At 64.0% G+C, this 21,394-nt stretch carries 21 protein-coding genes; 20 read left to right on the forward strand and 1 reads right to left on the reverse strand.

The genetic code is table 11. The features are described 5' to 3' along the window. The first annotated feature begins 268 nt into the window (after positions 1-268). From ACH49N_RS14640 to ACH49N_RS14705, 14 genes are all read left to right on the forward strand, one after another. Positions 269-1,141, forward strand: coding sequence for an SDR family oxidoreductase (locus ACH49N_RS14640; RefSeq protein WP_358273191.1), 873 nt, complete (start codon positions 269-271; stop codon positions 1,139-1,141). A 14-nt stretch (positions 1,142-1,155) separates the two neighbouring features. Then, on the forward strand, positions 1,156-1,389 hold the full coding sequence (locus ACH49N_RS14645) for a ferredoxin (protein ID WP_358273190.1): 234 nt from the start codon (positions 1,156-1,158) through the stop codon (positions 1,387-1,389). A 6-nt stretch (positions 1,390-1,395) separates the two neighbouring features. Further along, positions 1,396-2,625 (forward strand): cytochrome P450, encoded by a 1,230-nt coding sequence (locus ACH49N_RS14650; protein ID WP_358273188.1) that lies wholly within the window; start codon positions 1,396-1,398, stop codon positions 2,623-2,625. 171 nt (positions 2,626-2,796) lie between these two features. After that, a complete protein-coding gene (locus ACH49N_RS14655) occupies positions 2,797-3,399 on the forward strand; it encodes a TetR/AcrR family transcriptional regulator (RefSeq protein ID WP_109333665.1) in 603 nt (200 codons plus the stop codon). A gap of 462 nt (positions 3,400-3,861) precedes the next feature. Further along, on the forward strand, positions 3,862-4,923 hold the full coding sequence (locus ACH49N_RS14660; RefSeq protein ID WP_358273185.1) for an ABC transporter ATP-binding protein: 1,062 nt from the start codon (positions 3,862-3,864) through the stop codon (positions 4,921-4,923). A gap of 77 nt (positions 4,924-5,000) precedes the next feature. Beyond that, on the forward strand, positions 5,001-5,813 hold the full coding sequence (locus tag ACH49N_RS14665) for an ABC transporter permease (RefSeq protein WP_250770155.1): 813 nt from the start codon (positions 5,001-5,003) through the stop codon (positions 5,811-5,813). Positions 5,814-5,862: 49 nt separating this feature from the next. After that, positions 5,863-6,690 (forward strand): ABC transporter permease, encoded by an 828-nt coding sequence (locus tag ACH49N_RS14670; protein ID WP_358273272.1) that lies wholly within the window; start codon positions 5,863-5,865, stop codon positions 6,688-6,690. Positions 6,691-6,694: 4 nt separating this feature from the next. Then, entirely contained in the window at positions 6,695-7,783 is a 1,089-nt protein-coding gene (locus ACH49N_RS14675) for an Mce family protein (protein ID WP_358273183.1), read from the forward strand. Further along, positions 7,780-8,793, forward strand: coding sequence for an MlaD family protein (locus ACH49N_RS14680; RefSeq protein ID WP_358273182.1), 1,014 nt, complete (start codon positions 7,780-7,782; stop codon positions 8,791-8,793). The genes ACH49N_RS14675 and ACH49N_RS14680 overlap by 4 nt, the downstream gene beginning before the upstream one ends. Continuing rightward, positions 8,790-9,806 carry an MlaD family protein gene (locus ACH49N_RS14685; RefSeq protein ID WP_317765000.1) on the forward strand — a complete coding sequence of 339 codons (1,017 nt, stop codon included), beginning with the start codon at positions 8,790-8,792 and terminating at the stop codon, positions 9,804-9,806. The genes ACH49N_RS14680 and ACH49N_RS14685 overlap by 4 nt, the downstream gene beginning before the upstream one ends. A 1-nt stretch (position 9,807) precedes the next feature. After that, the gene (locus ACH49N_RS14690; RefSeq protein ID WP_358273179.1) at positions 9,808-10,839 is read left to right on the forward strand and encodes an MlaD family protein; all 1,032 of its coding nucleotides are present in this window, start codon (positions 9,808-9,810) and stop codon (positions 10,837-10,839) included. Position 10,840: 1 nt separating this feature from the next. Continuing rightward, positions 10,841-11,848: an MlaD family protein gene (locus ACH49N_RS14695; RefSeq protein WP_358273177.1), complete on the forward strand. Its 1,008-nt coding sequence runs from the start codon at positions 10,841-10,843 to the stop codon at positions 11,846-11,848. After that, positions 11,845-12,804, forward strand: a complete 960-nt coding sequence (locus tag ACH49N_RS14700) for an MlaD family protein (RefSeq protein ID WP_358273175.1) — start codon at positions 11,845-11,847, stop codon at positions 12,802-12,804. Before ACH49N_RS14695 ends, ACH49N_RS14700 begins: the two co-directional genes overlap by 4 nt. A gap of 69 nt (positions 12,805-12,873) precedes the next feature. Further along, on the forward strand, positions 12,874-13,497 hold the full coding sequence (locus ACH49N_RS14705) for a hypothetical protein (RefSeq protein ID WP_358273173.1): 624 nt from the start codon (positions 12,874-12,876) through the stop codon (positions 13,495-13,497). A gap of 44 nt (positions 13,498-13,541) precedes the next feature. Here the strand turns inward: ACH49N_RS14705 and ACH49N_RS14710 are convergent, their stop codons facing one another. Further along, positions 13,542-14,144 (reverse strand): TetR/AcrR family transcriptional regulator, encoded by a 603-nt coding sequence (locus ACH49N_RS14710; RefSeq protein WP_109333647.1) that lies wholly within the window; start codon positions 14,142-14,144, stop codon positions 13,542-13,544. 71 nt (positions 14,145-14,215) lie between these two features. Between ACH49N_RS14710 and ACH49N_RS14715 the strand changes: the two genes are divergently transcribed. The 6 genes from ACH49N_RS14715 (at position 14,216) to ACH49N_RS14740 (ending at position 21,393) form a co-directional block, all read left to right on the forward strand. Next, positions 14,216-15,397: a Rieske 2Fe-2S domain-containing protein gene (locus ACH49N_RS14715; protein WP_317764991.1), complete on the forward strand. Its 1,182-nt coding sequence runs from the start codon at positions 14,216-14,218 to the stop codon at positions 15,395-15,397. Beyond that, positions 15,394-16,155, forward strand: coding sequence for an enoyl-CoA hydratase/isomerase family protein (locus ACH49N_RS14720; RefSeq protein ID WP_358273171.1), 762 nt, complete (start codon positions 15,394-15,396; stop codon positions 16,153-16,155). The genes ACH49N_RS14715 and ACH49N_RS14720 overlap by 4 nt, the downstream gene beginning before the upstream one ends. Positions 16,156-16,196: 41 nt before the next feature. Beyond that, positions 16,197-16,871, forward strand: coding sequence for a PaaI family thioesterase (locus tag ACH49N_RS14725; protein ID WP_358273271.1), 675 nt, complete (start codon positions 16,197-16,199; stop codon positions 16,869-16,871). Next, positions 16,868-18,100 carry a CoA transferase gene (locus ACH49N_RS14730; protein WP_358273169.1) on the forward strand — a complete coding sequence of 411 codons (1,233 nt, stop codon included), beginning with the start codon at positions 16,868-16,870 and terminating at the stop codon, positions 18,098-18,100. Before ACH49N_RS14725 ends, ACH49N_RS14730 begins: the two co-directional genes overlap by 4 nt. A gap of 235 nt (positions 18,101-18,335) precedes the next feature. Further along, a complete protein-coding gene (locus tag ACH49N_RS14735) occupies positions 18,336-19,877 on the forward strand; it encodes an AMP-binding protein (RefSeq protein WP_358273167.1) in 1,542 nt (513 codons plus the stop codon). A 64-nt stretch (positions 19,878-19,941) separates the two neighbouring features. Next, positions 19,942-21,393, forward strand: coding sequence for an MFS transporter (locus ACH49N_RS14740; protein WP_358273166.1), 1,452 nt, complete (start codon positions 19,942-19,944; stop codon positions 21,391-21,393). Position 21,394: the final 1 nt, after the last annotated feature.

The following is a 21,394-nucleotide window of genomic DNA, read 5'->3' on the forward strand; positions in this document are numbered from 1 at the left end:
TCGACCCGGATGGCTTGTCTGTGTAATCACCTTGGACGCAACGGTTTCCACTGATCCAGACCTGCAACCGCCGAAGAAAAGTGATTGACGTCTCACAGCCTAACGATATAAGGTTTACGCGGATCGGAGATGCAGCCCGCACTCGATCCTCTCGACCGGCGACAGCCCGCCGTCGAGGGTCGGAACAGTCTCGTCTCCCGACGTCGCCGGACGATGTGCCTCACTGCGAGTCTCCGGCATCCTGACGAACCATCACAGAGGAGTTCACATGAAGCTTCAGGACAAAGTCGCCGTCATCACCGGAGGAGGATCCGGCCTCGGACGCCAGGGAGCGCAGCTGTTCGCCTCGGAAGGGGCGAAGGTTGCGGTCGTCGACATCGACGGCGATCGGGCCGAGCAGACGGCGAAATTGGTTGAGCAGCAGGGCGGAACCGCGATCGCCATCACCGCGGATGTGAGCGGCGAGGCCGCGGTCTATCGCAGTGTCGAGACGACTGTCGATCGCTTCGGCAAGCTCGACATCATGTGGGCCAACGCCGGAGTGATCTCCCGTGGGGGTGTCCCGTCGGTGGCGGGGGGTGAGCACGTCGAGTTCCAGGACCTCACGGATGCCGACTGGCAGCACGTTCTCGGAGTCAACCTCAGTGGCGTCGTGTACTCCTGCAAGGCGGCGGTGCCGGCGATGCGAGCCAACGGCGGAGGCACGATCCTGGCAACGTCGTCGGCCGCTTCATTCGCCGCATATCACAGTATTGCCATGTATTCGGCGACGAAAGCCGGTGTGAACGGCTTGGTTCGCGGGCTCAGTCTTGATCTCGGACGCTACGGAATTCGTGTCAATGCCCTCGCCCCCACACACGGGATGTCTCCGAACTTCCTCATGGGCCCGGGGGCTCCGGTGATCGGTCAGTCCTACGAAGAGACCGCAGGGCCGTGGGATTCCGGTGTCTCGCCGATTCCTCTCAAGCTCCAGCGTCCGCCCTCGCTCGTCGACAACGCGAAGGTCGCACTCTTCCTCGTCTCGGACGACTCCGCCTACATTTCGGGTCTGACGCTGCCCGCGACTGACGGCGGAACCCTGTCCCGGGTGGCAATGATGTTCGAAGAGGACGCCCCGAATCCGACTCTCTCCGACGCCTGATGGAGCGTCCGACCATGACCATTCATGCGCAGAAGAGTGCGCCGTCGTTGAAAGTCGACCGATCCGCCTGTGCGGGCCACGGCCTCTGCTACGGAGCGGCGCCCGACATAGTCGACAGTGACGACCAGGGTTATCCCGTCGTCGTTGCCAAACCGGTTCCACAGGAGCTACGAGACCAACTGGGTGCCCTCGTCGAGATGTGCCCCGAACGCGCGCTGAGCGTCGAATTCCCGACTTCGAAAGGCTGAGAAGCAGTGACCACAACCCATTTACCCGAACAACTCATCGTGGACTTCGATGTCTACGACCAGTCCTTGGCCATGCCCGAGGATGTGTTCCAGGAACGCGCCGCCGCGCTGAGGGCACTCGGCCCGGTCGTGTACTCGAATGCGCACGGTGGGCACTGGATCGTGACACGCTACGAGGAAATCCATGAGATCCTGCGTGATCCCGAAACCTTCTCGAGCTACCCGAACAACCTGGTGAACGCGGGCCAGGGAAAGTTCATTCCGATCGAGCTCGACCCGCCGGAGCACACGTACTACCGGCAGGCACTGCAACCGCTGTTCAGTCCCAAGCGGATGAAAGAACTCGAGCCACGGATCCGAGACGTCATCAATGAGCTCATCGACGACTTCGCGGCACGCGGGGAGGCCGAGTTCATCTCGGAGTTCGCCCATGAATTACCGACTCGGGTTTTCCTCGCCCTCATGGGCTGGCCGCTCGAGGACGCCGAGATGTTCACCAAGACGACAGACGTGGCTCTGCAGGGCATTCCCGGTGGAACGGAAGCTGAATCCGCGAAGGCCCGGGAGGATGCGGCCAACCAGATTTTCGGATACTTCGGTGCCATCGTGGCCGGCGTGCGTTCGGGTGAGATCACCTCGGACAGCCTGACCGCACAGATCATCAACACCCCGATCGAGATGGAGGACGGGGTACGGCTGCTCACCGACGAAGAGCTGTACCGCATGTTCTTCCTCCTACTCATCGCGGGTCTGCACACCGTCCAGGGGTCACTCGCCTGGGGCATCATCCACCTGGCGAACAATCCGGGCCAGCGCCAGGAAATCGTGGACGATCCCGACACGATCCCGGGCGCGGTCGAAGAGATCCTGAGAATCGAAGCCGCGGTCATCGCCGGCAGGCGGGCAACTCGCGACGTCGAGATCGGCGGAGTCACGATCGCGGAGGGGGACCAGCTCATCGTGCTGCTCTGCTCGGCGAACCGTGACGGCGACGAGTTCGAGAACCCGGACGAGCTGAGAATCGACCGCTCACCGAACCGGCACCTGTCCTTCGGTGCCGGGCCGCACCGGTGCATCGGGTCACACCTGGCACGAATCGAACTCAAGCTGGCCATGGAGGAGATCCACAGAAGGCTGCCCGACTACCGCCTCGTTCCGGAGGACCCGCCGATCCTGCATGCGACCCAGGTTCGCGGTTGCATCCGGCTCCCGATCACCTTCACCCCTTCATCCTGAGGCGACAGAGACAGTTGTCCGTGGTCACGAGGGCCTGCGGACAACTGCCCACTCCTTTGGTGTAATGAACAGGCGCAGTCGGCACCGGCCATGGAACATCTGACGTGTATTGTCATTTGTATCGCGGCCGATCGGGGTGGCCGGTCGGAAATGACGGTGTCTGGAGCGAGGATGGCAAGAAGGAAGAGTGCCGGGGTGCTGAGTCAGGACGCCGATGTCGCACGATCTCAGATACTCGTAGCCGCCCAGACGATGATTCTTCGTTTCGGGATCTCGAAGACCACGATGGAAGACATCGCCAAGGAGGCAGGGGTATCCCGCCCGACCGTCTACCGGTATTTCCAGGACCGCGAGACACTCACCACCGAGTTGATCAGGTGGCGTTCGCGTCAGACACTCGAGCGTGGACGGAAATTCCTGATGGAGTGTGCGACGTTCGAGGATCGGCTCATCGAAGGCCTCATCTACCTGGTCTACGACGGTATCAACGATCCGATTGTGCGCATTCTCGTCAGCCCGGAGCACGTCGGCGGTGACTCGTGGCTCGAGACCATCCCGCTCGCCACAAGTCTGACCACGGAACTGTGGGGCCCGATCTTCGACCAGGCCAAAGAGAGCGGCGAGATGAGAGCGGAGATCGACACGGATGAAGCATGCTCGTGGATCACTCTCGTGCAGCTGATGTTGGCGCCGAGGCTCGACAATTCGGACCCGAGCGATCCGTCCCACCGGCAGATGATGCGGAGATTCGTCCTCCCCGCCTTCCTGCCGTAATCCCCGGTTCCCGAACCTGGCTTAGGTCCGTCTGTTCCGAAGTTGAAGCCGTGTCCCCGAAGGGGGCACGGCTTCGCTGTTCGTGCGGAGACCGTTTCACCTCATAAATCTAATGCCCATAGCCGCGCTCCGCAAAGAAATGCTAGCCGGCGGAAGCTCGAGTGAGTGAAATCGCCTATTCAAGTGCGTATTTCACTATTCGCGTTCTCGCTCTTGCCTCGACGGCCAGTAGGCGTATAACGTATGACGCGGAACGTAATTTGTATCACAGCGTGAAGTTGTGAACCCGGCGCGACCGACCGCTGTGCGATGAAAAATGCTGTCCGCGAGAATATTTGATCAAGTCTCCGCCGATACGCCGCGCGATTCTGGCGTGTGCGAGGCAGGCCGCATGGTCTGGCCGGAAGCAGCAAGTGCTCTGCAATATCCGATCCGGCGTTGAGGCCTGAATACACGGAGGTAATGGTGGGTGTCGAGGTAGCCGTCGAGGGACTGACCAAGTCGTTCGGCTCGCAGAGGATCTGGCAGGACGTCACGTTGGCCCTTCCGGCAGGTGAGGTCAGTGCGTTGCTGGGCCCGTCCGGTACGGGTAAGTCGGTGTTTCTCAAGTCGTTGATCGGTCTGCTCCGCCCGGAGCAGGGCTCGATCGTGATCGACGGAACCAACATTCTCGAGTGCTCCTCCAAGGAGCTCTACGAGATCCGGAAGTTGTTCGGTGTGCTGTTCCAGGACGGCGCCCTGTTCGGGTCGATGAACCTCTTCGACAATGTGGCGTTCCCGCTGCGGGAGCACACGAAGAAGTCCGAATCCGAGATCCGCAAGATCGTGATGGAGAAGATGGAACTCGTCGGCCTGCTCGGGGCCGAGGAGAAGCTGCCCGGTGAGATCTCCGGCGGTATGCGCAAGCGTGCCGGCCTGGCCCGCGCCCTGGTGCTCGATCCGCAGATCATTCTGGTCGACGAGCCGGACTCGGGTCTGGATCCGGTGCGTACCACCTATATTTCGCAGACGTTGATCGACATCAACGCCGAGATCGACGCGACGATTCTGATCGTGTCGCACAACATCAACCTCGCTCGGACGGTGCCGGACAACATCGGCATGCTGTTCCGTCGGCATCTGGTGATGTTCGGTCCGCGGGAGGTGCTGCTCACCAGTGAGGAGCCGGTGGTCAAGCAGTTCCTCAACGGCACCATGATCGGTCCGATCGGGATGTCGGAGGAGAAGGACGAGGCGCAGATGGCGCAGGAGCAGGCGATGGTCGACGCCGGTCACCATGCCGGTGGCGTCGACGACGTCGAGGGCATCGTCCCGCAGATGAAGGCGACGCCGGGGATGCCGTTCCGGCAGGCCGTGGCCCGCCGGCAGGAACGCGTCCGGCACATCATGCACATGCTGCCCGAGAACGCCCAGATTGCCATCCAGGAAAGCCTCGAAGCATCCGGCCTCGACGAAGGGTATCTGACCGACGTCGACCAACTTACCTATGGAACAGCGATATACGAGAGAGGAGTTGCACAGTGACGGGCGTAACTGCGCCGATTTTCGTGGACCCAGCGCCGAAAAATCCCACTGCATCAGAGAAGCGACGGCGACCGCGTGTGTCGATCCAAGCGGTGGCGACATACCTGAAGGAAACACCGATTCGAAGTCTCGCCACGCTGGGCCGGTCGGCCGAACTCGCCGCGAACATTCTGAGACACACCGTATCCGACACGATCGCGCTGCGCTTGCCCCTCGAGGAGGTGACCACTCAGATGTGGAAGCTCCTCAAGGTCACCGCACTTCCCGCGCTGCTGATGGCGGTGCCGATCGGTGCCGAGGTATCGGTCCAAGTCGGTGGAATCATGAACCAGGTCGGTGCCAATTCGCTGGCAGGCGCCGCAAGTGGACTGGGCGTCGTGGGGCAGGGGGCGCCGATGGCGGCGGGACTCCTGATGAGCGGCGCCGCGGCATCGGCTATCGCCTCCGATCTCGGTGCACGCGCGATCCGCGAAGAAATCGAAGCGATCCGGGTCATGGGAATCGACCCGGTCCAGCGGTTGGTCGTTCCGCGGTTCATCGCGATGATCGCCATCGCACCGATGCTGTGCATCGTGATCGTCGCGGCGGGTGTGGCCGCCGGGCTGGTGATCTCGGCGAATGTCAACGATGTTGTGCCCGGCAGTTTCTGGCAGTCGTTCGGTTCCTTCGCGACACCGACGGATCTGGCCTTCTCGGTGCTCAAGTCGGTGATCTTCGCAGCCCTCGTGGTGTTGATTGCAAGCCTCAGAGGTCTCGAAGCGAAGGGCGGTCCGAAAGGAGTCGCCAACGCGGTCAACGCCTCGGTGGTACTCAGTGTCTTCTGTATCTTCATGACGAATCTCGTGATCAGTCAGCTGCAGATGATGTTCTTCCCGGCTCGGTTGGCGTGACGTGAACACACATTCCACGCATCGCGCAGGTTCCGCCCTTGGGGTCCTACTGCAACCGATTCGCTCGCTGGGTCACGCTGCCACTTCGGGAATCGAGGAGGTCGGGCAGGTCACGGTTTTCGTCGTCAAGACCGTCGCGCTGCTGCCCAAAACAGTGAGGCATTATCGCAAGCAGACCATGACCACCATGAACAACATGGCGTGGGGGAATGGGTCGCTCGTCGTCGACGGTGGCGTGGTCAGCCTCATGTTCTTTCTGGGGTTGGCTGTCGGGGCCGTGGTGGCGATTCAGGCGTTCATGGCCTTCGATCTGCTGGGTTTCGGAGCATTGACGGGCATCATCGGTTCGTTCGGGAATGTCAGGGTCATCGCCCCGATCATCACGGGAATCGGGTTCGCCGCTCAGGCCGGCTGCCGAATGACGGCGGAGATCGGCTCCATGCGCATCTCCGAGGAGATCGACGCCACCGAATCGATGGGTTTGCAGGCTATTCCGTTCGTGGTCGGGACACGGTTGATCGGGAGCATGCTCATCGTGATTCCCGGCTATTTGATGGCACTGGTGGTCAGTTTCATCACCGGAGGGCTGATTATCAAGACATTTCATCGACAGCCGTCGGGTACCTACGATCACTACTTCAGTCAGTTTCTCAGTGTCCCCGACCTCGTGGCTTCGCTGCTCAAAGCCGTCGTCTTCTGTGCCGTCGTCACCATGATCCACTGCTACTACGGCTACTTCGCCGGTGGCGGGCCGGCAGGTGTGGGTGCGGCGTCCGGAAGGGCGATTCGAGCAAGTCTCGTTGCGATCGTCGTCCTGAATTTTTTGATGACTGTCGCTATCTGGGGTCTGAGTCCCGAGCTGGTGTTCAAAGGATGAGGAAATGAATAGAGCGAGGAGTCAGGACTTCCTGAGGGGGGTGCCCGGACGCCAGGCCCGAGTGCTGCACGCGGCGGGGCTGGGGGTCGTCGCGACGACCTGCGCAGTGATCATCGCCGCGGTCTGGGTGCACCCGGGCAGCGAAGAGCCGGATGGGTTGCCGATCAGCATCGACGTCCCCTACGTAGGACCGGGTGTCGACTCCGGTACGAAGGTGATCCTGCGCGGCGGTGAGGTCGGCGTCGTCACCGGCCTCGAACGCACGGGCGCCGATTCCGTTCGCATGGATCTTCGGCTCGACCCGGATCAGATCGGCGGTCTGACCGATGCATTCGACGTCGATTTCCGGCCGCAGAACTACTTCGGTTCCACAGCCGTCAATCTGGTCGCAATGCCCGGCGGATCCGGCCTGGAGGCGCATCGCGAGCTGGATCGCACGCCCACAGGGGATTACACGATGTCGACCATGATCGAGAAGGGTTCATTGACCGTCGACGGCACGCTCACAGAGTCGATTATCGCCGGCATGGACGAGGTTGTCCGGTATACCGACGGTCTGACACCCATGTTCGATGCCGGGCTGCTACTTGCCGACCGCATCGCGCACACTCAGCGGGCACTGCCCAGCGACCTGCTCGGGTATTTCAACGACATCCTCGAGGTGTTTCCGGCGTTCAATCGTCAGGCGATCGATTCGCTCACCCACATCTACAACAGCACCTACAATCGACGCCCCGACGGCTCGATCGGGGTGGACGACCCGTTCATGGACGAAACCGACGCCGGTCTGACGCTCGCGGCCGGACAGCTTTTCGGGCAGGCCGGACAGCTGCTGAAATCTCACGGTGACGAACTGACACCTGTCACCGGAGTGGTCGCAGAACTCGCCGGCGTGATACCGCACCTTCACGGCGGTGGGATGCGCCCCGAGCGGCTGCGCGAAGCGCTCGGACGCCTGGACTCGGTGTTCGAGGACAGCGGCGACGGACAGCGACTCAACCTGCGAATCGTCCTGGACGACATGCCGGGACTGGCGGCGCCGTTGGCGTACCCCGATGCCGCGGCGCTGTCCGGGGACGGAGCCGGCCGATGAGTAGCCGAACCAGATACATGGTCACCGTCGTCAAGCTCGCCGTCGCAGCCGTGGTGTCCGTCCTGCTGTTCATCATCGTCATCAGTGCGATGAAGAGCCCGGTGGCAGGCGAAACGCGCAGCTATACAGCCGAATTCACCGATGTCTCCGGACTGGGTGCACACGGGGACATCCGGACCAAGGGAGTGAGAATCGGCAAGGTGGAATCGGTTGAGCTGATCCGGGAGGGCGGGCGCAGTCTCGCGGAAGTGCACTTCACGATGGAGGAGCAGTATCGACTCACCTCCGACACGATCCTTGCGGTGAAGTATCAAAACCTCACGGGTGTTCGCTACATCGACGCCCAATTTCCCGACAATCCAGGAGAAGTAGTCGATCGAGTGCCCGCCGACAAGACGCGGCCTTCGTACGACATCACCGAGTTGTTCAACGGCCTGCAACCGGTGCTGTCCACCATGAGCACAGACGACATCAACAGATTTACCGAAAACGCGATCTCCCTACTACAAGGAGACGGGAATGGATTGTCACCGATGCTCGAGGACGCGCAGAAGCTCGCCGAACTCGCCCACGACCGTGAGCAGGTCATCTCGACCCTCACTGGCAACCTCGCACGAATTTCCGACAGCATGGGAGGCCGCTCGCCCGAAGTCATCGAGTTCCTGCGTTCGGTGAGTTTCCCCATTGCGAAGGCGATGACGGTCATCGAGGAGTTCCCGAAAACGGCCGCATTCGGCCCGGAGTTCCTGACACCTATCAAGCGGTTGATCGATGCCCTCGGTCTGCAACCGGGACTGGACGTCGAGAAATTGCTCTCCGACGCATTTGCGTCGGTACCGGACACAGCGGAAGCGTTGCGACTCCTGCCGGTCACCTTCGCCGGACTACAGGTGCCGCAGGCCGCCGTGGCCGGCCCGGACGGCCTCCGGTGTACGAACGGAGTGGCCCAGCTTCCCACCGAGGTCGAGGTCCTGCTCAGGGGAAGCGAGGTCGTCGTATGCAACCCATGACGTCACGCCATCCCCGACGCCTGGGCCGGGCGATGAACGCTGCGCGGTCGCTGATCGGCCGGGAGGTCGCATTCGGCGCAGGCGTCGTCCTACTGGTTGTGGTTGCGCTCACCACAACCGCCGTACTTTATGCCCATCCCGCAGGGCAACAATCTTTCTCCTTCCGCACTGACGACGCCTCCTCGATCGACCTGGGCCAGGACGTCCGAGTAGCCGGCATCGGCGTCGGAACTGTCACGGACGTATCGATCGAACCGGAGTCCGTACTGGTGACAGCGGAGATCGACGACGAGGTGCCGGTCGGCTCCGACTCCCGAGTCGAGGTGCGCATGCTCACCCCGGTCGGCGGGTACGCGATCACCCTCGTCCCTCTCGGTGATCGACCGCTCGGTGACGCCGCGTTACCCGTCGAGCAGGTCAGCGTTCCGTATTCGATCGGCGATGTGCTCCAGGCCGCGCCGCACACGACCGACAACATCGTGGGCGGCACCGTCGATGCGAACCTCGACGAGGTCGCTCGGGCCCTGCAGGAGAACCCGACATCTCTCGCCTCGATGATTTCGGGACTGACCAGCATTGCCCGCGTGATGGATCACCAACGTGCACAGGTCCGCACGATTGCCGACCTTGCTGCGGAGTATCTCCAGAGCTTCGAGGCCGATCGGGACATGGTGTTCGAATTGATACGCCAGATTGACGTGGTCCTGTCGACGTACAACACCACGCACGCCGGTTTCAACGAGGCATACCGCCTGCTCGGCAACGTTCTGATGACGATTCAGCCCTTCGAGGCGTTCTATCTCGACCACAAGACGGAGGTACTCGCAGCGGTGAACCATGCGAAGGCTGTGATCGACGAGTTCCGGACATCGATGAACCCCGCCCTCGACAATCTTCAGTCGTTGCGCGCTCAGCTCGCCGAATGGCTGACACCCGAAGGGCTCGCCGCGATCAAGGGCGGCACACTTCTGGCGTCGGATTTCTGTGTGCCCGTTCCCGGACGGACGTGCTGAGATGACCGACAACTTCGGATCGAGGGTCAAGACGCTGGTTGTAATCTGCGCGGCCGCCGTTGTCGGCGGCGTCGGTGTGGCAGTGGCGACGACGGGAGAACCGGCAGACCGGACGACATTCTGTGCGTTCATGCCGGACGCAGTCGGCCTCTACGCCGGCAACCCTGTCACCCAGATGGGGTACGAGGTCGGCCGTGTCGAAAGTATCGAACCGCAGGGTGACCACGTGCAGGTCACCTTTTCGCTCGCGAGCGGCCGGTCCTATCCGCACGATGTCAGAGCGGTCACCCGCTCGAAGTCGTTGCTGGCTGATCGGAGCCTCGAATTGGTCGGCAACTACGCATCCGGCCCGATGCTCGAGCCGGAACAGTGCATTTCGCTCGAGCACAGCCACACCCCGAAGAGCATCTCCGAAATCGCGGGCTCTGCTGCTGATTTCATCGATGCGATCGCACCGGACGACGGGCAGGAGAGCATTCGGGCGACAGTGCTCGGTCTCGACGAAGCGCTCCGCGGACAGGGGGAGAACGCCGCAGACATGATGAGGCATGCGGCGGCGGCCGCGGCCGATCCGGACAAACTCATTGCCGACATCGGCTCGTCGATCGCGAACATGGCTCCACTGACGGATGAAGCGCTGCGTCGGTGGAGTTCGATTCGATCGATCGTGGAGCAGATGCCCGCAGTCGTGGCCGCGGGTATCGATCTGTGGCCCGGAGTCATCGAGGTCTGCGAGGGAATAGGTTGGCTGGTAGCAACTTTGGACGATATCCAGCGAAACTACGGGGCTGACATCTGGCCGTTCGTGCACGGACCGGCGATCGACGCCATGAAGCTGGCCGCGACGCGATCGAACGATATCGCAGGCCTGATCTCGACGATACCGTCGGTCACCCCGTTCCTCGCACAGCAGACAACGCGCGACGGCGCGCTCACCATTGGCTATCGGCCACCGACCGTGGCACTGACGACCGCCGGAATCGAGGTGCCGATCACTCGGCTACTCGACCAAGTCCTGGCGGGAAGGAACTGAGATGAACCGGTCGAGAAGAGCGCGTCAGCTTCTGAGCGTGGTATCCGTGAGTGCGGTGGTGCTGACAGTGCCGGCATGTTCCCTGGGACCGGACGATCTGCCGTCGGTCCGCGGCGGCGTAGGGGAAACGTACGATCTGTCGCTCGAGTTCACCAGCGTGATGAATCTGCCCGCCGGCGCCGACGTCGTGATGGACGGACTTCGGGTCGGGGAGGTTCGTTCCCTCCAGGTATCCGAATCGACTGTGACCGTGTCGGCGGGAATCAGCAGCGGCACACGCATTTCCGCCGATGCGAGGGCGATCGTCCGACAAGACACTTTGCTGGGTGACACGTACATCGCCGTCACCGATGACGGCGAGAAGAACTCGACCGGATATCTGCCCGCCGGCGGCACGATCCCTGTCGAGCGCACCATCTCGCCACCACAATTGGAGGACACCATCGCCGTGCTGGCGAACTTCGTCAACGGCGGCAGTATCCAGCGGATCGAGGACGTGATGGCCCGGGTGAACTCCGTGGTGCCGCCGCTCCCGGCCGTCCGCGGCGTGGCGTCCGTGGCGGCGCTGGATTTGGACGACCTCGCTACGCGGACGCAGGAGATCGATCGGATGTTGACGGGGCTGAACGAGACAGCACTGTCCTTCGACGACCGCACCGACGCCCTGTCCGCCATCTTCGACAGTTCCAGCGTTCACTACTGGCGGCGACTCGCGATCTCGGTCGTGTCCCACATCGGCCAGATCCTGCCGTCGGTCGGCAGCGTCTACGAAGGCGGATTGTGGATGGTTCCCATGCTGAACTCCCTGGCCGACACGGGAGACGTGGCTCGGGGAGTCTGGGACGAGGCGCCGGACACGACCGTCGTGTTGTCGCGCTTTCTGCGTAACAGACTGGTGCCGTTCGCCCAGAAACCGTCCGTCGAGATCGAAGGTATCGAATCTGCCGGGGGAGACCAGATCGTGGCCGACGCGGAGAACCTGCTGCGCATGCTGGGAGCGGTGAAATGACTGTCAAGACGCCGTTGTCGATCCTCGGCATGGTGGTGATCGCCGTGCTGTCGTTCCTCTACATGGACCGGGCGGGTTTGCATGTAGGCCGGTTCGAGGAGGTGCGCACTGCCACGCTGGACGTGCCGGACACCAACGGACTCGTGGTCGGCTCACGTGTCTTGCTGCGGGGGGTGGCGATCGGGCACATCAGCGACATGACGACCTCTGCAGATCACATCGAAATCTCATGGAGTTACGAGAGTGATCGGTCGATCCCCGCCGACAGCGAGTTCCGCGTCGACAATCTGTCGGCGCTGGGCGAACCGTATCTCGCCGTGCTGCCCTCTTCCGACGCGGGACCGTATCTGGGGGAAGGAGACACCGTCCCGGCGTCGCAGGTGGTGGTGCCGACGACGTTCAAGGAGCTCTCGGAGCGCCTGACCAGACTGCTCGAACAGGTGGAGCCCGCGCGGGTACAGGCGATCTTCGACACGATCGACGTGGCATTGCCCGACGACTTCGCGGTCCTGAACAATCTGACGCGTGCCGGCGAGTTGCTCGCAGCGACGCTCACCCAGCAGTCCGACAATCTCACGACGCTGTTCGACACGCTGCAACCGTTGCTGATGGAGAGCACTACCGTCCCGGAGGGTTTGCGGGGTGCGACACCGATCGTCGCCGAATTCGGAAGCGGGTTCCACGACGTGCTCGGCGGAATCCGGTTCGCCACCGAGAAGGGCCCGCTGCGCGACGGGATCGCCTATGGAGCAAGTCCTTTCATCGGGGAGTTGCAAACCTTCCTCGACCGCACCGCCCCGGATCTTCAGGTGATCGGAGTGAATCTTCTCCCCTCGGTCCAGGCAGGAGCGGCCGCGATGCGGACCGTCGACGTGGGGCGGCTACTCGACAATGTGATGGCGTCCACCACTTCCGGGGATGCTCTGACAGTCCATCTCAGCCCTTCCGGACCGTAAACACGGCCGGACACGAGACGCAACCGATCGTTCACCCTGGCGATCGGGCAGCCCAGCGAAAGGCGAACGATGCAGAAAACCATCGAGCTCACAAAATCCGATATCACTGCCCCCGAGAGCGACCATTCCCGCCGTGAGCGTTCGGCGGACGTGCGTACCGGACCCCGGAACGTCCCCCTACGCTCCGTGGTCATCGGGGGACTGATCACGATTCTCGTAGTCGCACTCGCGCTGCTCGGGTGGCAACTTCGGAACACGACGAACGAGCTGGGACAACTCCACGATGCTGCGGCGAACCGGCAGGAGGCAGAACGGATCGCCCTCGACTACGCCACCGGGGCCGCCGAAATGGATTTCCGCGACCTGCCCGCATGGCGAACACGGCTGACGGCAGGTACCGCCCCGGAACTGTCGAATCGCCTCTCGCAGGCGGCGACCTCGATGGAGCAGATCATTGCTCCGCTCCAATGGACGTCGAGCGCACAACCTATCTCGGCGAAGGCCGAGCCGGGACCGGACGGAACCTATTCGGTGGATTGTTTCGTCAGCGTCCTGACGAAGAACAGCCAGGCGCCCGACGGGATCCAGTCGACGGCAACCTACAAGATGACCCTCGACAGGGAAAACGAGTGGAAGATCACCGAAATCAGTGGAATCGGCACGGCTCTCGACGGTGACGAAGCGCCACGGTAGGCCGACATCGGGGCCCACTGCCGGCGGCGGCGTAGATCGCGTACTCAGTCGCCGGCAGGCAGAAGCGAGGGGATCAGGAAGGTGCGGATCTTCTCGCGGAATCGTTCCAGTGAGCCGGTGCCGCCGTTGAGTTGGCTGATACACATGATTTCGAGTTCCGAGATCCATTCGCAGAGCAGTGTCAGGTCGATGTCGGCGCGGATGTCGCCGGCCTCCTGCGCTTCACGCAGTATCGGCTCCCACAGTTCACTCGTCAGTTCGACGGCCTTGCCCGACGTGGTCAGCAGTGAGTTCGCCAGGGTCATTTCGGACGGGGAGACGAGAAGGTGAACCATGGGGTCGCGCAGACCGCTCTCCACGTTCTGGCAGATGCCCTCGACGAGTCGCTCCTCGATCGTGGGCCACTTGGCGATGAAGGCGCGCGCGGGCGTCATGTTCATGCGGGCACGCCGTGCGACCGATTCGATGATCAGACTTTCTCGGTCCGAGAAGTACCGGTAGACGGTTGCGCGGGACATGTCCGCCGCTCGCGCGACGTCCTCCATGGTCGTCTTCGTGATTCCGAAGCGTTCGAAGCACGACTCCGCCGCGGTGAGGATTGTCGTGCGGACGTCGGTCGCGGGGTCGTTTCCAGTCCTTGCAGCCACCAGGAAACAGTACCGCCACAATTCCGCGTGAGACGCTAGACAACGAATGTCTCATGTGCCACTCTCGGTGTATGGAGCGAGAAGACAAGATCACACTCACCGAGCGGCTGATCGCACATGTCGACAACAACAGCACCGACTACGCGGACGACCTGCTTCGAGTGCCGTTCTCGGTGTTCACCGACCCGGAACTCGCCGAACGTGAACGCAAGGTGGTCCGGCGCCTGCCGCACATCGTCGCCCACGTCGACGAGCTGAAGAAGGCGGGCGACTTCGTCACCACCGAGCTGATCGGCACACCGCTACTGGTGGTGAAGCAGACGGACGGCAGCGTCAAGGCCTTCTCCAACGTCTGCCGGCACCGCGGCTCGAAGGTGGAGTTCGACGAATCGGGTTGTAAGCGCATCTTCAGCTGCCCGTATCACAACTGGGCGTACGGCCGCGGCGGAGATCTGCGGGGAATGCCGCACGCCGAAGGCTTCGACGGCATGGACCGCTCGCAGTACGGGCTCGTCGAGTTCCCCTGCGAGGTGCGGCACGGCCTGGTCTGGGTCGTTCCGACAGTCGGCGCCGATCTCGACATCGCCGGAATCCTCGGCGCCAAGCACGACGCGGAGGTGACGGCGACCGGAATGGCCGAGTCGTTCCAGGTGCGGAAGGAGACCTGGAAACTCGACATGAACTGGAAGATCGCCGTCGACGGGGTCCAGGACTCGTACCACCTCTGCCAGTTGCACACCAAGACCGTGTGCAATTACCTCGAGGGCAACATCACGGCATACGACCTTGTCGACCGCTCGTGGCGAATCGTCGTGGCCCGCAAGTCGATCACCGAGGTTCGGGGTGCAGATCCGGACTCCTTCGACGTCCGCGACTACTCATTGGCGAACTACACGATCTACCCCGGCACCATGCTCGTGACGGAGCCCAATCACTTCGAGATCTGGACGATCGTGCCCGACACCGAAGATCCCAACGTGTCGTACTGCACCATTCGGCTCCTCTCGCCGAAGGAGCCCGAGACCCCGCGCGAGAAGCGGATCCTCGACAAGAACTGGGAACTCCTCATGGAGACACTGCACGCCGAGGATTGGTTCGTCACGAAGACGATCACGGCCAACGCGGCGCACGGCCAGGTCGACGAGCTGATCTACGGACGGAACGAGCTGCCCGGTCAGGTTTTCCACAAGATGATCACCCGGGATGCCGAGGAGGTCGCTCGGGAGGAGGCGACGGTCGGCGGTGTGAGGTGACGTCGGGCGACCTGCGTCGTTCGTCGCCGGCTCCCGGCGTACTGCAGCTCGACCTCGTTCGGCCGGACGTGCACAACGCGATCTCGCTCGGGCTGCAGCGCGAACTCGATGCCGCGCTCACGGACGCGGCGGCCGACCCGGCCGTTCGGGTCGTGGTGCTGGCGGGAGAGGGTCCGGCGGCGTTCTCCGCCGGATACGACTTGAAGGAACTCCGGGCGATGACTCCCGACGCCGGCACCCTGAGCATGCTCGAACGGGACGAGCTTTTGTGGAGGTACTTCACGTTCCCCAAACCCACCATCGCCGCTGTCCACGGAATGGCCTACGGCGCGGGAACCCTGCTGGCGGTGTGTTCGGATCTGCGGGTGGGTGGCCCCGACACCCGCATCACCGTCACTGCGGCGAAGTACGGCGGCGCCAATCTGACCTGGGTACTCGACACGCTGATCGGCGCGGGACAAACCCGCGATCTGCTGATGACCTCACGAGCAGTGTCCGGCGCGGAGGCCTTCCGAATAGGGCTCGTATCCCGGTACGCGGCCGACGGCGACGTCCTCGGTACCGCGCTCGAGGCGGCCGAACAGATTGCGGCGCAGCCCCCGGAATCGATGCGCGAAATCAAAGCGCTGCTGCTCGAGGGGCCCGGGCAGGGTCTGCGGAGCCGATACGACCGGGAGAACACGGTGTCGCGCACGACGCTGCGACCGCGTCCGGTCGAGGAGATGTTCAGCTCGTACTTTGAAAGTCGGGTCCGATGACCCGCAGGTCGCCACTCCTCTCCACGGAAAGCGAGGTCCGGATGGACGCCACCGTCGGGGCGCGCGACGACATCTGGAGTCCCAGCTGGGAAGACCCGTTCGAACCGACCACCGACAGTGACGACGAATTCGCGGAGTTGACCGAGGCCCTGCGCGCCGTGCAGGAGGCTGTCACCCGCAGCCGCCCGAACCCGGAAACTGCGGGTCGCGCTGCGCGGACGCTGCGTGACCTCGCGGCGCGGCTCGCGGAGTTCGAGGTCGATGAGGACGAGCAGATCTCCGGCCGACGCTGGGATCTTCCCGGGCGAGGGCACACGCTCTCGCCACCCCTCCACATCGACGAGGTGACCGAGACGCGAGCGCGTGGGCACGTCACCGTCGGCAGATTCCATTCCGGGCGATATGCGATGAACGGTGGCGTGACGCCGCTGATCTTCGACGAGATTCTCGCGCGCCTCGCCAACAGTTCCGGCAGACCGTGGGCGCGGACGGCGTACCTGCGCGTCGACTACCGCGCTCCCGCCCCGCTCGGCGTCGAATTGCGGGTGGAGGCCGAGTTCGCCGGCCAGGATGGCCGCAAGCGCTTCATGCGCGGTGCGATGTATCACGGAGACGTCCTCGTAGCCGAAGTCGAGGGACTCTGGATCGAGCTGAAACCTGATCAGACACATAATGTCTCGCTGACCATCGGTCGGGGAGTGGAGGAGAGTTCATGAGTGGTTACTCGCTGTTGGACGGAGTTCGGATTCTCGAGGTCGCGCAACTGGCGCCGGCATCGCTCGGCGGGCATCTCGCCGATCTGGGTGCCGACGTGATCAAGATCGAATCCGGCCCACTCGGGGACCCCGTGCGCGTCGGTGGCAGCCGTGCCGTCGGAGGCGAGGACGGTCCGGCGTTCATGCACCTGCGCTGGAATCGCGGAAAGCGAAGCGTCGCACTCGATCTGCGCACCCCAGAGGGCAAGCAGGCCTTCCTCGACCTTGCGCGTTCGTGCGACGCGGTGATCGAGGGCATGCGAGGCGGATATCTCGACTGGCTCGGTATCGGCTATGAGCAACTGCGACAGGTGAATCCGAAGATCGTGCTGTGCACGGTGTCGGGCATGGGCACCGATGGCCCGTACCGCGGTCTCGGCACAGGGGGCCCGGTGTTCGACGCGTACGCCGGGCTCCGCGAGGTTTCCACTCCCGCGCAGCCGCCGACCGAGGGCATGGCGGGATCGACCGCGCCTCCGATCGCGATGTACGCGCTCGGCGCATACGGGGCAATGGGACTGCTCGCCGCCCTACACAAGGCCGGCGCCACCGGCGAGGGATGCCATGTCGAGGTGGCGGGCATCGATGTCGCCGCCGCGTGGATGCCGGACCTCGTGGATGCGGCGTTGAACGAGGACCGCTCGATTCCCCGTCCGACCTGGCTGCCGGACGGGCGACTGCCCGACTGGCCACGGCTCGAGGCCTACCGCACCAGCGACGGCGAGGCGATTCTGTTCGGGTCGCACGTGGACAAGTTCTGGCACAACTTCCTCGTCGCGGTCGGGCGCGAGGACCTGATCGGCGTCGATCTCACCAGCACGGACGACGGGGCCCCGGCTCGCGCGGATCTGGTGTGGCGGTCGCTGACGGAAATATTCGCGCAGCGCACCCGCACCGAGTGGGTGCAGCTGTTCCTGGACCACGGCATCGCAGGTGGCCCGGTCAACAGCGTCGCCGACATGCTCGCGGACCCGCACTTCCGGGCGCGGGAGAACACCTACCGGGTCGACTACCCGGGGGTTGGTGAGCTCGAGTTCATTGCCAGCCCGGTGCGCGTCGCAGGGGAGAAATTCGCGCCCGCCCTGCCGCCGGTCGTGGGCGCGGATACCACGGAGGTGCTGCGGGCGGTGGCGCGGTACGACGACCGGCAAATTGCGGCGGCGACCGACCCGGCGCGAGCACCCCGGTAGATGACTTTCGCCGGTTGCTTCCGGCGCATATCCCGGCGAACGACACCCACACGAAAGATGTTGTGTGGGTGTGGTTTTAGTGACCAACACAGGGTCGATGCCGAGTCGCGGGAACTCCCAAATCGGACATTGCGCACCATGCCTACAACTGTTAGGTTTACGACAAGCAGTGAGGGTGATCACACCCATCGACGCCGCGGCCGGGACGACCGGCTGACGACAACGAGGAGCACAGATGAATCTCGCGGACCTGACCCGGTTCTGGGGAAAAACGCGTTCGCAGCAGCAGGCGATCGTGTTCGGGGACACGTCGCAGACCTGGGCAGAGGTCGACGCGATCACCGATGCGCTTGCTCGCGGACTGGCGGCCCGCGGCGTCCGCAAGGGCGATCGTGTCGCCGTGATGATGCTCAACCGCCCCGAACTCGCACATGTCATCCTCGCGACGCTGAAGCTCGGCGCCATCAGCGTCCCGCTCAACTTCCGGCTCACCGCCAAGGAGCTGGCGCCGATGGTGGTCGACTCCGCGCCGCGCGTGGTGATCGTCGAGGACGACTTCGCGTCGCTCCTCGAGGTCGCCGCCGAGGAAGCGGAGTTCGAGACCTACGCGATCGGGGGCACCGCCCATCAGCCGTACGAGCGGCTGATCGACCCCGGGGCCGCGCCCGTCGTCGCCATCGACGCCGACGACCCCGGCTTCATCTGCTACACGTCGGGGACCACCGGTGTGCAGAAGGGCGCCCTGATCACCCACCGCAACGCGATGACGCCCGGCATCTCGCAGTCGATCACCTTCGGCTTCTCGTCCCGGGACCGGGTGCTGTGCTCGGCCCCGCTGGTGTACACCGGTTCGATCCTGTCGATCTTCATGCAACTCGTCGTCGTGCCCGGCGCGACGATGGTCCTGCTCCGTGAGTACGACCCCGAGATCGCCCTCGACACCTTCGAGCGGGAGCAGATCACAGCCACCACCACCGTCCCGGTGATCTGGGAACGGATGACGATGCTGCCCGACTTCGGCACCCGTACGCTCGCGAAGTTCACCTTCGCCGGCACGGGCGGTGCGCCGGTCAGCCTGGACCTCCTCGACTTCTACCGTTCGCACGGCATCCCACTCACCCAGTGCTACGGCCTGACAGAGGCCTCCGGCATGGTGTCGACCCTTGCCTACGAGGACGCCGTGTCGCGCCCTGGTTTCGCCGGGCTGCCGCTGGTCGGCACCCACGTCCGGATCGGCGATCCGGGAGTCGACACCCCGGCCGGGGAGGTCGGCGAGATCCTGGTCCGCGGCGAGCACGTGCTGCGGGAGTACTGGAACAAGCCCGAGGCCACCCACGCGGCCCTCGCAGACGGGTGGCTGCGCACCGGCGACCTCGGCATGCAGGATGAGGGCGGATTCCTGAAGATCGTCGATCGCAGCAAGGACATGCTGATTTCCGGGGGCCTCAACGTCTATCCCGCGGAGATCGAAAAGGCACTGCACGGCATCGAGGGACTGGTCGACCTCGCGGTCATCGGCGTCAAGGACGACCGCTGGGGCGAAGTGCCGATGGTGGTGTTCCACAGTGAGCGTCCCGCCGAGGAGATCGTCGCCGACATCGCCGAGGTCGCCGGCGAGAACCTGGCGGAGTTCAAGCGTCCCAAGCACGCCGTCGCGCTGGGCGAGCCCCTACCGCGCACCTTCTCCGGCAAGCTCGCCAAGCCGTCTCTGCGCCAACGCTTTCCCGAGGTGCCCGTCGACGCACTCGCGGTCGACGGCACCATCACACCGGTCTGAGGCGTGTCCGCTCAGCTCGAGGCTTCATCCCCCGCGGTTCCCCCTTCCGAGAGGAATTCACGTCGTGGCCCCAACTCGTGAAATAAACATTTCCCAACTCATCGACACCGCACCGGTGTCGGCCCTCCAGAAACGCGCCATCGGGTTGTGCCTGGCGCTCGCGATCCTCGACGGCATGGACGCCCAGCTGATCGGCTTCGCGATTCCCGCACTGTCCGAGGACTGGGGACTGTCCAAGGCCTCGTTCGGACTGCTCCTGGCCCTCAGCAGCGGCGCGATGGTCGTCGGCAGCCTGCTGTTCGGTCCCGTCGCCGACCGGTGGGGCCGGCGCCGGGTAATCCTGCTGTGCACGGTGCTGTTCGCGGTGTTCACGCTCGCGTCCGCGTTCGCACCATCCATGGGTGTGCTGATCGTGCTGCGCATCCTCGCCGGAATCGGACTCGGTGGTGTCACCCCGAACCTGATCGCTCTGACCAGTGAATACAGCCCCGCGCGCAGCCGCTCTACCCTGGTCACCATCGTCGTCGCGGGCATGTCACTCGGCGGCTTCCTCGGCGGACTCGCCGCCGCACAACTGATCCCGGCATACGGCTGGCAGTCGATCTTCGTGGCCGGCGGCGTTCTCCCGCTGATCGTGGCAGCGCTGGCGTGGGCCGGACTCCCTGAGTCGGGCAAGTTCCTCGCAGCCCGCGGCGACCACGCCGGCGCCGCGAAGATCCTCTCGGCGATCGCCCCGCAGGCGGGGGTCACCGGATCGGTGACGTTCACCGTGGATACCGCCGTGGCCACCAAATCGCCCATCCGGGAACTCTTCGCCGGAGGCCGGGCGCTCGACACGGTGCTGCTGTGGGTCGTGTTCGTCATCAATTTCCTGGTGATCTACTTCCTGTTCGGATGGATGCCGTCGTTGTTCAGCCAGGCCGGGCAGAGCCCGTCCAACGCGATCCTCGCCGCGGCGCTGTTCAACCTCGGCGGCATGGCCGGAGCGCTGTCCATCGGGTGGATCACCGACCGGGTCGGCACCGCGTGGGCTCGATCCCGGGGGTCGGACGCCGCCTACGCGGTGGTGATGGCCGGCTACACGCTCGGCGCCCTGTTCATCGGTGCCGTCGCGATGTTCCTGGCGAACTCCACGCTGTTGCTGATCACCATCTGCATCGTGGGATTCGGCATATCCGGCAGCTCGGCGGGCATCATCGCGATTGCCGCCTCGATCTACCCGGTAGCGGCACGCTCGACCGGCATCGGCTGGGCCATGGGAATCGGGCGCATCGGGTCCATTGCCGGGCCCACCCTGGGCGCCGCCCTGATCGCGGCCGGAATGGATGCCCGCACGATCTTCCTGCTGATGATCGTGCCGACCGCCGGCGCCGTCCTCACCCTCGGTGCACTGTTCGTGCGGGAACGACTGCGCGGCCGCAGCGTCCCCGGGGCTGGGGAAGCGAGGGCTGTGGAATCGAGCGCTTCCGAATCGAGGGCCGTGGAGTCGTCGGCCGGCACGGTCGAGGCGCACTGAC

Origin of the sequence: Rhodococcus sp. NPDC019647 (assembly GCF_044389235.1) — a bacterium.
GTDB classification, from domain to species: domain Bacteria; phylum Actinomycetota; class Actinomycetes; order Mycobacteriales; family Mycobacteriaceae; genus Rhodococcus_F; species Rhodococcus_F oxybenzonivorans.

Excerpts from the sequence above, each read along its gene's own strand:
- ACH49N_RS14640 (WP_358273191.1), top strand. The coding sequence starts at position 269 with ATGAAGCTTCAGGACAAAGTCGCCGTCATCACCGGAGGAGGATCCGGC.
- ACH49N_RS14645 (WP_358273190.1), top strand. The coding sequence starts at position 1,156 with ATGACCATTCATGCGCAGAAGAGTGCGCCGTCGTTGAAAGTCGACCGA.
- ACH49N_RS14655 (WP_109333665.1), top strand. The coding sequence starts at position 2,797 with ATGGCAAGAAGGAAGAGTGCCGGGGTGCTGAGTCAGGACGCCGATGTC.
- ACH49N_RS14660 (WP_358273185.1), top strand. The coding sequence starts at position 3,862 with ATGGTGGGTGTCGAGGTAGCCGTCGAGGGACTGACCAAGTCGTTCGGC.
- ACH49N_RS14675 (WP_358273183.1), top strand. The coding sequence starts at position 6,695 with ATGAATAGAGCGAGGAGTCAGGACTTCCTGAGGGGGGTGCCCGGACGC.
- ACH49N_RS14680 (WP_358273182.1), top strand. The coding sequence starts at position 7,780 with ATGAGTAGCCGAACCAGATACATGGTCACCGTCGTCAAGCTCGCCGTC.
- ACH49N_RS14685 (WP_317765000.1), top strand. The coding sequence starts at position 8,790 with ATGACGTCACGCCATCCCCGACGCCTGGGCCGGGCGATGAACGCTGCG.
- ACH49N_RS14690 (WP_358273179.1), top strand. The coding sequence starts at position 9,808 with ATGACCGACAACTTCGGATCGAGGGTCAAGACGCTGGTTGTAATCTGC.
- ACH49N_RS14695 (WP_358273177.1), top strand. The coding sequence starts at position 10,841 with ATGAACCGGTCGAGAAGAGCGCGTCAGCTTCTGAGCGTGGTATCCGTG.
- ACH49N_RS14700 (WP_358273175.1), top strand. The coding sequence starts at position 11,845 with ATGACTGTCAAGACGCCGTTGTCGATCCTCGGCATGGTGGTGATCGCC.
- ACH49N_RS14705 (WP_358273173.1), top strand. The coding sequence starts at position 12,874 with ATGCAGAAAACCATCGAGCTCACAAAATCCGATATCACTGCCCCCGAG.
- ACH49N_RS14715 (WP_317764991.1), top strand. The coding sequence starts at position 14,216 with ATGGAGCGAGAAGACAAGATCACACTCACCGAGCGGCTGATCGCACAT.
- ACH49N_RS14725 (WP_358273271.1), top strand. The coding sequence starts at position 16,197 with ATGGACGCCACCGTCGGGGCGCGCGACGACATCTGGAGTCCCAGCTGG.
- ACH49N_RS14730 (WP_358273169.1), top strand. The coding sequence starts at position 16,868 with ATGAGTGGTTACTCGCTGTTGGACGGAGTTCGGATTCTCGAGGTCGCG.
- ACH49N_RS14735 (WP_358273167.1), top strand. The coding sequence starts at position 18,336 with ATGAATCTCGCGGACCTGACCCGGTTCTGGGGAAAAACGCGTTCGCAG.